The 9,415-nt window shown below is 65.2% G+C and carries 5 protein-coding genes; 2 read left to right on the forward strand and 3 right to left on the reverse strand.

Features of this window, described 5'->3' with window-relative positions; all coding sequences use genetic code 11:
• A partial coding sequence (locus tag JWN03_RS38320; protein ID WP_441343138.1) for a GNAT family N-acetyltransferase occupies window positions 1-302 on the forward strand: 302 nt, incomplete at its 5' end.
• Window positions 303-589: 287 nt separating this feature from the next.
• Here JWN03_RS38320 and eccCa read toward each other — a convergent pair.
• Genes eccCa through eccD form a run of 3 tightly spaced genes read right to left on the reverse strand, consistent with a single transcriptional unit; the run spans window position 590 to window position 7,523 of the window.
• Window positions 590-4,606 (reverse strand): type VII secretion protein EccCa, encoded by a 4,017-nt coding sequence (gene eccCa, locus JWN03_RS38325; protein WP_297626007.1) that lies wholly within the window; start codon window positions 4,604-4,606, stop codon window positions 590-592.
• Window positions 4,607-4,623: 17 nt separating this feature from the next.
• Window positions 4,624-6,051, reverse strand: coding sequence for a type VII secretion-associated serine protease mycosin (gene mycP / locus JWN03_RS38330; RefSeq protein ID WP_297626009.1), 1,428 nt, complete (start codon window positions 6,049-6,051; stop codon window positions 4,624-4,626).
• Entirely contained in the window at window positions 6,048-7,523 is a 1,476-nt protein-coding gene (gene eccD, locus JWN03_RS38335) for a type VII secretion integral membrane protein EccD (RefSeq protein ID WP_297626011.1), read from the reverse strand. The genes mycP and eccD overlap by 4 nt, the downstream gene beginning before the upstream one ends.
• Window positions 7,524-7,677: 154 nt before the next feature.
• On the opposite strand from eccD, the gene eccA reads away from it, so the two are divergent.
• The coding region (gene eccA / locus JWN03_RS38340) for a type VII secretion AAA-ATPase EccA (protein ID WP_297626014.1) at window positions 7,678-9,415 on the forward strand (1,738 nt) is incomplete at its 3' end.

Raw genomic sequence — 9,415 nt, forward strand, 5'->3', positions numbered from 1 at the left:
TCCACTACATGATCGTGGACCTCCGCTTCGCCGGCCACCGCATCGGCCATGCCCTCCTGGAGCATGCCGCGACCCTCGCTGCCCAAAGCAACCGCGACTGGGTCCGCCTGGACGCCTGGACCACCAACGGCGGCCTGCACGACTACTACATCCGCGCCGGCTTCCGCCAGGCCCGCTTCGCCGGCCCCGAAGCCACCGGCCCCTCCGGCGCATTGTTCGAACGCCCAACGGCCAGCTGGCTTTCCACCCGCAAACTCCACCCCGAGCCGATCGCGATCCAGCCCCAGCTCCACGCGGGCTAGCCGAACCTTCAGCGCCGCAAACCGAGAGAGCGGAGCCTGCCCGCTCGTCAGCAGCGACGTGCGGGGATTGCCACAATGTTCGGTTGCCACAGGCCCGCAGCCAGTTTCGCTACCCGCCCGAATCGGGCTCGATACTCAGGATCCAGAGGCCAGAAGGGGACACAGGACCTGGAGGGCGTCACAGCGGGCGGGCAAGATGGTCCCGGCGAGGTAGGCCGTTCCATCCCGCCACTGCCCCGGCTGCGCGATGCGGGTCGCCGAGTATCGCCCCGGGCCAGGGATGACTACTACAGGCCCGGGAGGTCGGCGATTTGGATCATTTCCTGGCCGCGGGCGCGTGAGGCCAGAATGCCGCGGCCAGGGGGAAGTTTCATGGGACGGACATCGCCGATGACCTTGCCTTCGTCACGGGGGCCGGACATGAGGAGGGCGTCTACCGTCATGTTCTTCATAGCACCGAGAACGCCGTCGTAGAGGGCACGGGAAATGCCGCCCATACGGCGGGTGACAATCACATGCATGCCGATGTCGCGGGCCTGAGGGAGGTATTCGACCAAGGGGGCCAAGGGATTCTGGAGTCCACCGGTGGCGACCATGTCGTAATCGTCAACGATGATGTAGATCTCGGGCCCGGTCCACCAGCTGCGATCGCGAAGCTGCTGCGGCGTGATGTCAGAGCCGGGGATGCGCTTGGAGAGATAATTCACGACCTCCATGATCATCCCGCCGCTGGTTTGTGAGGATGTCGAATATCCGGCCAGCTGTTCACCTTCCAACGCGCCGAGCAGGGTGCGGCGATAGTCGATAAGGATGACGCGCGCCTGGTCCGCGGTGGAGCTTTCGGCAATGCCATGAATGATATTGCGCAACAGCGTGGTTTTGCCGCTCTCTACGTCGGCGAAAGCCATGAGGTGGGGGTCGGTGCTGAAATCCAGTACCAGTGGCCGCAACTCGGCCTCGCCAATTCCCACGACAATTTTAGTGGGCCCCTGCTGGATGCCATGGGCACGCGCCAGTTGCAGCACTTGATCACGGGGGATGTTCAACGGCAGCATGCGAACTTCGGGGGCGCGCCGGTCTCCGTAGAGGGCGGTCATCTGGGCTCCGGCGGCGGTAACGCTCTCGGCCAGGTAAGTCGGATCAGTATCGGAGTCCAAGCGCGGCAGGGCGATCAGCAGATGCAGCTGATCGGCGGTAATACCGCGACCTGGCTTGTTCAGCGGGACGTTCACTGCCACACGCCGACCCATCTCCGAGTCCGAAGGGTCACCGAGTCGTAGTTCGATACGAGTGCCGATCATGTCCTTCATGGCGGGCCGTATCTCCGCCCACCGGTTCGCACCGAGCACGACGTGGATGCCGTACGAGAGACCTTGTGCGGCAAGGCCGTTGATTTGCGCTTCGAGGGTGTCGAACTCCTCGCGCATGACGAACCAGCCGTCAATGACCAAGAATACGTCGCCGAACCTGTCTGCCAGCACCGGGTCGTCGGTCGCGCCCGAAGCCAAGGCAGCATGCTTGCGACGCCGGAAATCGACCATGGACTCGATGCCGAGTTGGGCAAACCGCTCCTCTCGCTGTTGTAGCAGCGTGACGAGTTCGGCAATGGTGCGACGCACCCGGTCGGGGTCTATCTTGCTGGCAACCGAGCCGACGTGCGGCAGCCCGACCAGGCTCGCCATGCTGCCGCCACCGAGGTCGATGCAATAGAACTGCACCTGTTCGGGTGTGTGCGTGGCCGCGGCGGCCATGATGATGGTGCGCAGCGTGGTCGATTTACCAGACAGCTTGCCGCCGACCACCGCGATGTTTCCCTGCGCGCCGGCGAGATTGATATTGAGTACATCACGACGCTGCTCGTACGGCTTATCGATGATGCCGATCGGCATCCACAACTGTCCGTGCCGGTTGACGGACGAACGCCAGTCCGGATCCGGAAGCAGCATATCGACGGTGGGCGACTCCTCCAGCGGCGGCAGCCACACCTCGTGGGCGGGGCGGCCGTGCCCGGTCAGGCGTTTGACGACCACCTGTAGCAGGCTGTCCGGAATGCCCTCGTCGGCCGGCGGTGGCGGCGGCAGCAGATCGAGCGGGTCGAAGGGAGTTTCCGGCAGCGCCAGCATCTCGACCGGGCCGGCGGTGAATTCGCGCGGCGGCGCCTCGGCAATCTCGCGGCCGTCCACCTGCCGCGCGGTGCGTGGTGCGACATAGGCTCCGGATACGTAGGTCGCGTTGAACCGCAACGGATCCGACGAGTCACTCTTCAGGTAGCCCGAGCCCGGCACACCCGGCAGGTGGTAGGCATCGGTGATACCCAGCACGGCCCGGGATTCATTGGCGGAGAAGGTACGCAGGCCGATTCGGTAGGACAGGTGCGAGTCCAGCCCGCGCATCTTGTTCTCCTCCAGCCGCTGCGAGGCGAGCAGGAGATGCACGTGCAGCGATCGCCCGAGCCGGCCGATCATGACGAACAGATCAGCGAAATCCGGTTTCTGCGAGAGCAGTTCCGAGAACTCGTCGATGACGACGAACAGCGCGGGTAGCGGATCGAGCGGCACGCCAGCGGAACGTGCCTTCTCATAATCGGTGACATTCGCGAAATTGCCTGCGGTGCGCAGCAATTCCTGACGCCGGTTCATCTCACCGGCGAGCGCGTCACGCATACGGTCGACGAGGGAGAGTTCTTCCTCGAGGTTGGTGATGACCGCCGCAACGTGCGGCAGCGGATCCATACCGAGGAAGGTCGCGCCACCCTTGAAGTCGACCAGAATCAGGTTCAACTGATCTGGCGAGTGTGTGGCGACCATCGAAAGCAGCAGGGTGCGAAGGAATTCCGACTTACCGGAACCGGTGGCGCCGATGCACAGGCCGTGCGGTCCCATACCGTTCTCGGCGGATTCCTTGATGTCGATTTCGACAGGCGTGCCGTCGGGCGTGATGCCGATCGGCACCCGGAGTCGCTCGCGCCCCTGGCGTGGTCGCCACACCTTGGCGGGATCGATCTGCGCGGCGTCCGGGATCTTCAACAGCGACATGAGCCCCGGATCGGTGGTCATGGTGTTATCGCCGAGACTGACAATCTGTGCGGCGGTGGCGATGCGGAAGCGGGCGAGGCTGCGCGAGAAGGCCTCCGCTTCAGCGAGACTCACCTGATCGGCGGTGGCGAACTTCTCGGCTCCGGCGGCACTCTTGGCGAAGACATCCCCGCCGGAAGCGACCAGTTGCAGGCCGCGCCGCGCCGCGAGGCTGTTCTCCGAAGAACTGAGATCGATCACCGTGACCGCATCCAGCCCGGATTCGCTGATGAGCCGTTCGGTGCCGCTGACATAACCATCGTCGATCACCACGACCAGATGCACACGCCCCGCTGTCGGTTGCGGATTGCGCATAAAACGCCCGCGCTCGAGCAGGTCGTCGGCCAGTGCCGTCTCCAGCTCGCCGAGCGAGCGGTAGATCATGCGGGCCGCACCCATACCGTCACGCTGGCTCGTATGTTGCAGGTGTGGAAGCCATTTCGCCCACGCCCAGTTTTCCGAATCCGGATCCGCGCACACGATGGCAACGGCGACATGGTCAGGCCCGTGGAAGGCAGTGAGCTCGAGCAGCATGGCCCACACCATGCTTCGGCTATCGGCGGCCGGTCCTTCGACATTGATGGCAGGGAAGGCGCGCAGTGAGACCGCGGTCGGCAGTTGGTGCACAACGGAGTGGGTGCGCACGAACCGACGCAGCGCCACGGTGGAGACGGGCTCCAGATCTTCCAGCGGCCCCGTCTCCGGGCGCGCGAGTTTCGCTGCGAGCCTGTGTGTTCCGATACCGACCCGCACATGCCCGAAGTCGGGATCATTGGGCCGGCGTTCCCACATGCGCCGAGTGCCGACTACCGACAGCAGGTCGGCGGGCTCCGGATGACTCCACACCAGTGTTTCCAGCTGCTTGACCGCGGTGCGTCGCACTTCGCGGCGAGTCTGGTCCAGGTAGCGGAAGTAGTCCTTGCGTTCCTCGTTGAGTTCGGCCGCACTCTTGCCGCCGCCGCTCTTTCCCATGAACATGCCGGCCATCGACATGATCATCATCATCGGGAACATCATCATCATCGGGTTGGACAGGATGGATTTACCCATCATTGCCATCATCGCGATCATGCCGACCATCGCGACAACCATTACCACCGGCATCAGCTTGCTCAGCAGCGAACCCGCCACTGCCCGTGGGATTTCCGGGGGCGGAGTGTGCGCCATCTCGCCGCCGGGCGCGCGCGGCGGCGCGATGCGGGGTCTGCGGACGACACCTTCGGTAGCCATGAGTGTTTCTCCGGTCGTTACGAGTCGAGGTCGGGCAGCTCGTCGTCGCGGCGTGCGCGGCGGAATGGAATCGACAGGGCGAGACCAATTCCCAGCGCGGCGAGGCAGACGAGCGACCCGATGATGGCGACGAGGCGCGGCAGCCGGGCAGGGCCTGCCGGTTTCTCGGGCGCAGGGAAGGCGCGAGCCTTATCAGCTCCGGCGCTCACCGGTTGGTTGGGCAGCTGCGCGGTGAGGGCGGCGACCGGATCGATGAGCCCGTAGCCGATGCGGTCGTCGCGTCCCTGTCCGGGACCGTGTGCGGTGCGGGTGATCCGATCCATGACCTGCTGTGCGCTCATATCCGGAAATTTGGCGCGCACAAGGGCGGCCAGCCCGGCGACATACGGGGCGGCGAAACTGGTGCCATTGATCGGCTGCAGACCCGATTGCCCCACCACCGCATTGACCAGCCCGGTGCCATTGGGTTTGCTGTCGAGCGAAATAATATTGCGCCCCACCGCGGCAGCATCGACCCACGGTCCGTGCAGCGTGAAACTCGACGGATTGCCGTCGGCGTCAACGGATCCGACGGTCAGCACGTACGGATTGAACCAGGCCGGACTGGCCACGGTTTTCACCTTGCCCCAGCCGTTTTCGTCGTTCTGAGTACCACATCCGGTGCTGCTGTCCACATTTCCAGCAGCGACGACGACGACCACATTGCGTTCGTAGGCGTAGCGGGTCGCGGCCCCGAGCGCACCGTCGGCATTGTCGGTTCCCGGTGAGGAGCAGGCAACTTCGGAGATATTGATGACGGTCGCACCCATATCGACGGCCCGCACCACGGCAGCCGCGAGAGTGAGCATATTGCCGTACCCGGACGTGCTGATGGCACCGGGCTGCGCATCAGTGTTCGAATCCTTGGCCTTGTACGCCTCGCTGAACTGCCGGATGGCGAGGATCTGCGCTTCTGGTGCGACACCGACAAAGGCATCATCGGCGCTAGGCCGGGCTGCGATGATGCCGGCCACGAAGGTGCCGTGCCCATCGCAGTCCACGGTGCCGTCACTGTCGGGAGAGACGTAATCACCACCGGCCTGCAGGTCGGGCAGGCGCGGATGCCGGTTCACACCGGTGTCGATGACCGCGACCTTCTGTCCCGCGCCCCGGCTGAATTGCCAAGCCGCAGAGAGATTGAGCACTCGTTGCGAGACCGGTTCGTCGCGTGGCGCAGAGCCGTTCAGCGCGGGCTCGGCACACGTCTGCCCCTGCTGGGTGGTGACCAGCGGCGCGGGGTGGCCGCTGAGCGCCTGCGCCTGCCCTAGTGCGCCGAGATCGATGTCCGGCGGCGCGACCGTCGCCAGCGGCCGCGCGGTGGCCGTGGCCTGAGGGCTGAGCAGGGCAGCACCGAGAACCGCTGCGGCGCAGACAGTTCGCGCCCAGCCCCCGGAGAGCGATCTCATATGTTGCGCGCCATCGAGTAGACATCGGCGAGCCACAGCACCAGCGGGACGATCGACACGATCAGGCCGTATTCGAAGATCTCGTTGAAACGCCGGGTCACCGGGGTCACCTCGATGTGCGGACCGATGACGCCGAACACGATCGCGCCTACGGCGAAGGCGAGCAGCAGTCCGGCCGAGACGAGCAGCATGGTCGAGTCATGGGACGCCAGCATCACCACGAGTGCGATGAAAGTGGCGCAGCCACCGGCGATCAGGACACAGGCCTGAGTGAGATCCGCGAAGGCGCGGCCACGCAGGCACAGAATGATCGTCACGACGACCGCGAGCGCGATGCCCTGCCAGCGAGCCGCACCGAGCGGGTCGGCGGCGCCGAGCGCACCGCCGGTCGCACCGATCGTGCTGCCCACGACCATGCCGGTCTGGAAGAGGTTGGCGGTGCGAGCGCGCAGTCCGAGCCCGTGCGCCGACGGCAATACGGTGGCGCCGATGGCGCCGATGCCTTCGATGGTGGGCCGCGGCTCGTGATCGGCCGGGTCGATGGCAGCGCCCGCGGTCGGCACCGGCGGCACGGGCAGCCTGGCCAGCATGGCGGCCAGTCGCGGCACCATGGACAGCAGGATCAGGGACGCAATCAGCACGCCCGCAGCGAGTTTCGTCAGGTCAGTGTCCCAGGCCAGACGGACCGCGGCGGCCACGCCGACGAACAGCGCGGTAGTGACGACCGCGGCGACGACCGCCGCACCCGCCCGCACCATCCGATAACCGATGATTGCGACCAGCAGCGTGGCCGACGCGCCCAGCAGCACATGCGGACTACCGAGCGAGCCCGGCACCGCCAGCGCCGCTCCCCCGAAAGTGAGCAGTAGCAGGCACAGAATGAGCACTGTCGCTGTCAGCTCATCGGCGTATTTACGTTCGGCGATCATGGCTGCGACCAAGGTGCCTACCGCGCCGCCGAGCAGCATGACGGGCGCGATGAAAGTATCGCCCGCGCCACGCGATATCGCGCCGAGTACCAGCGCGAACACGACGGCCACAATGGCTGCCGACAGCCCGGTCCAGCGCGCGGCACCGGCCGACCAACCACGGAATTCCTCTGCGGTGAGCCGGGATACGGCATCGATCACGTCATCGAAGAGCGCGGGCGCTTCCTTCGCGGCTACCGCTCGCAGCACGAGCAGTTCGCCGTCGTATACCTCGGCGTCATTGAGCGTCTGACTGGGCGCGATCATGTCGCGGCCCAATTTGGCCAGCGTCCAATGCTGCACCTGGAGCGGCGTTCCCCCCTCTTCGCCGCCCATCGGATCTGGATTTCGAGATTCTATGAGTTGCACCAGATCGCCGATGAAAGCTGCGATAGGTGCGTTTGCCGGCAGACCGACGTCGAGCTGGGTATTCCCCCCGATGACGGACACTCGGCACAATTCGGGTTCAGCGGCTCCAAGGCCGCCGATCGACTGTGCGGTCACGTGCTGAACTGCTCCCTCACCCTCATAACAGTTGCCCGCCCAGGGCGGTTAACCATAATGTATCCGACTGTCCGCTACTGTGCGATCCGCACGGGTGGGTGGGGATAGTGAACGAAAGCCTAACCAGGTTCAACGAATTCGGGGTTCGACTACGATGATCGACACTCGCCAGGCACAACGCGCCTTCGACGCCGGCGTGCTCTCACTGGGGTTGAGCATCGACGGGCAGGAGTCCAACAAGGACCTCGAGTACGCGAAGCTGGCCTTTCAGCGCGCCACCGAGTGGGACCCCACCATGTGCGACGCGTGGCTCGGCCGGGCCGTTGCCGGTGAGGTAACCAAGGACGTTCTGTACAACCTGTACAAGACCAGCACCACCTCGCTGGCTCGGGAGCAGCGCCGGTTGGGGCTGCCGCCGCGCGTGCTTGCTGGACGTTTCCTGCCGGGCCTCTACATCGATTACCCGCTGTCCAGTTTCACCGAGATCTGGCTCGCGTACGCCGCGCATCTCATCACCGACAAGCAGTTCGACGAGGCCGAGATCGTGCTCGACGAGCTGGCGAAGCACCGCCGCGCGCGAGCGGGCGAACCGGACTTCGAAATCGATGGCCGGGTCAGCTCTTACGTGCGCGGTATCCTGCACTACAACACCCAACGCTGGCCGGACGTCATGACCGTCCTGGCCGGATCGGACGCGTGGGAAGATCCCTATCTGGCCGCCGGCGCACATGTGATGGTCGGCACAGCCTGCGCACAGCTGGGCCTGTTCGGTGAGGCCATTCGCCGCATGGAAAAGGCCGAGGCCGGTCCGATTCCGGCGGCCCGCACCGCCGCCATGTTCTGCCGCGGTCTGTGCCTGCGCGAGAACGGCGAGGCCGACGAGGCCCAGTCACTGTTCGAGAAGGTGTATTCGCAGGCACCGGATTTCGATGCCAATACCGCCGCCATGCGGGACCGCACCTACCGCATCACCATCACCTCCAAGGAGGTGATCGACGCCCGCACCGATAAGTGGGATCCCACGACCGCGGCGTCGCTGGAGGAGAAGAAGCAGGCCGAGAACGAGGATCGTGCCAAGACGATCCTGGCCGAGGCGCGCGCCGAACTGGATAAGCAGATCGGCCTCACCGCGGTGAAAACCCAGGTGGCCAAGCTGCAGTCGAGTGCGCAGCTGGCCCGCATCCGCGCCGAGAAGGGTCTTTCGAGCTCCGCGCGCGGTCAGCACCTGGCCTTCACCGGCCCGCCCGGAACCGGTAAGACCACCATTGCCCGCGTGGTCGCCAAAATCTATTGCGGCCTGGGCATTCTCAAGACCGAGAAGGTCGTCGAGACCAAGCGCTCCGATTTTGTCGGCCAGCACCTCGGCTCGACCGCGATCAAGACCGACAAGCTGATCGACACCGCCATGGACGGCGTGCTCTTCATCGACGAGGCGTACACGCTGATCCAGACCGGTCTTTCGGGCGGCGACGCCTTCGGCCGCGAGGCCGTGGACACGCTGCTGGCCCGTATGGAGAACGACCGCTCGCGCCTGGTGGTCATCATCGCCGGATACGACGGCGAGATCGATCGCTTCCTGTCCGCCAATGACGGTCTGGCGTCCCGCTTCTCCAAGCGCCTGCAATTCCCTTCCTACACAGCGCCGGAACTCGGCGAAATCGGTCAGGTCATTGCCAATACCCGCGATTCGGAGCTGTCCGAGGGCGCCATGCAGCAGCTGGTGCACACCTGCCAGAAGCTGTACGACCTGGAGAGCACCGATCAAAGCGGGCTGTCCCGCCGCGGTGTGGATATGGCCGGCAACGGCCGTTTCATCCGCAACCTCATCGAAGCCGCTGAGGAAGAACGAGAATTCCGGCTCGCCAATGACGAGTCGATCGACCTGAGCGAGA

Origin of the sequence: Nocardia sp. (genome assembly GCF_025465275.1) — a bacterium.
Lineage (GTDB): Bacteria > Actinomycetota > Actinomycetes > Mycobacteriales > Mycobacteriaceae > Nocardia.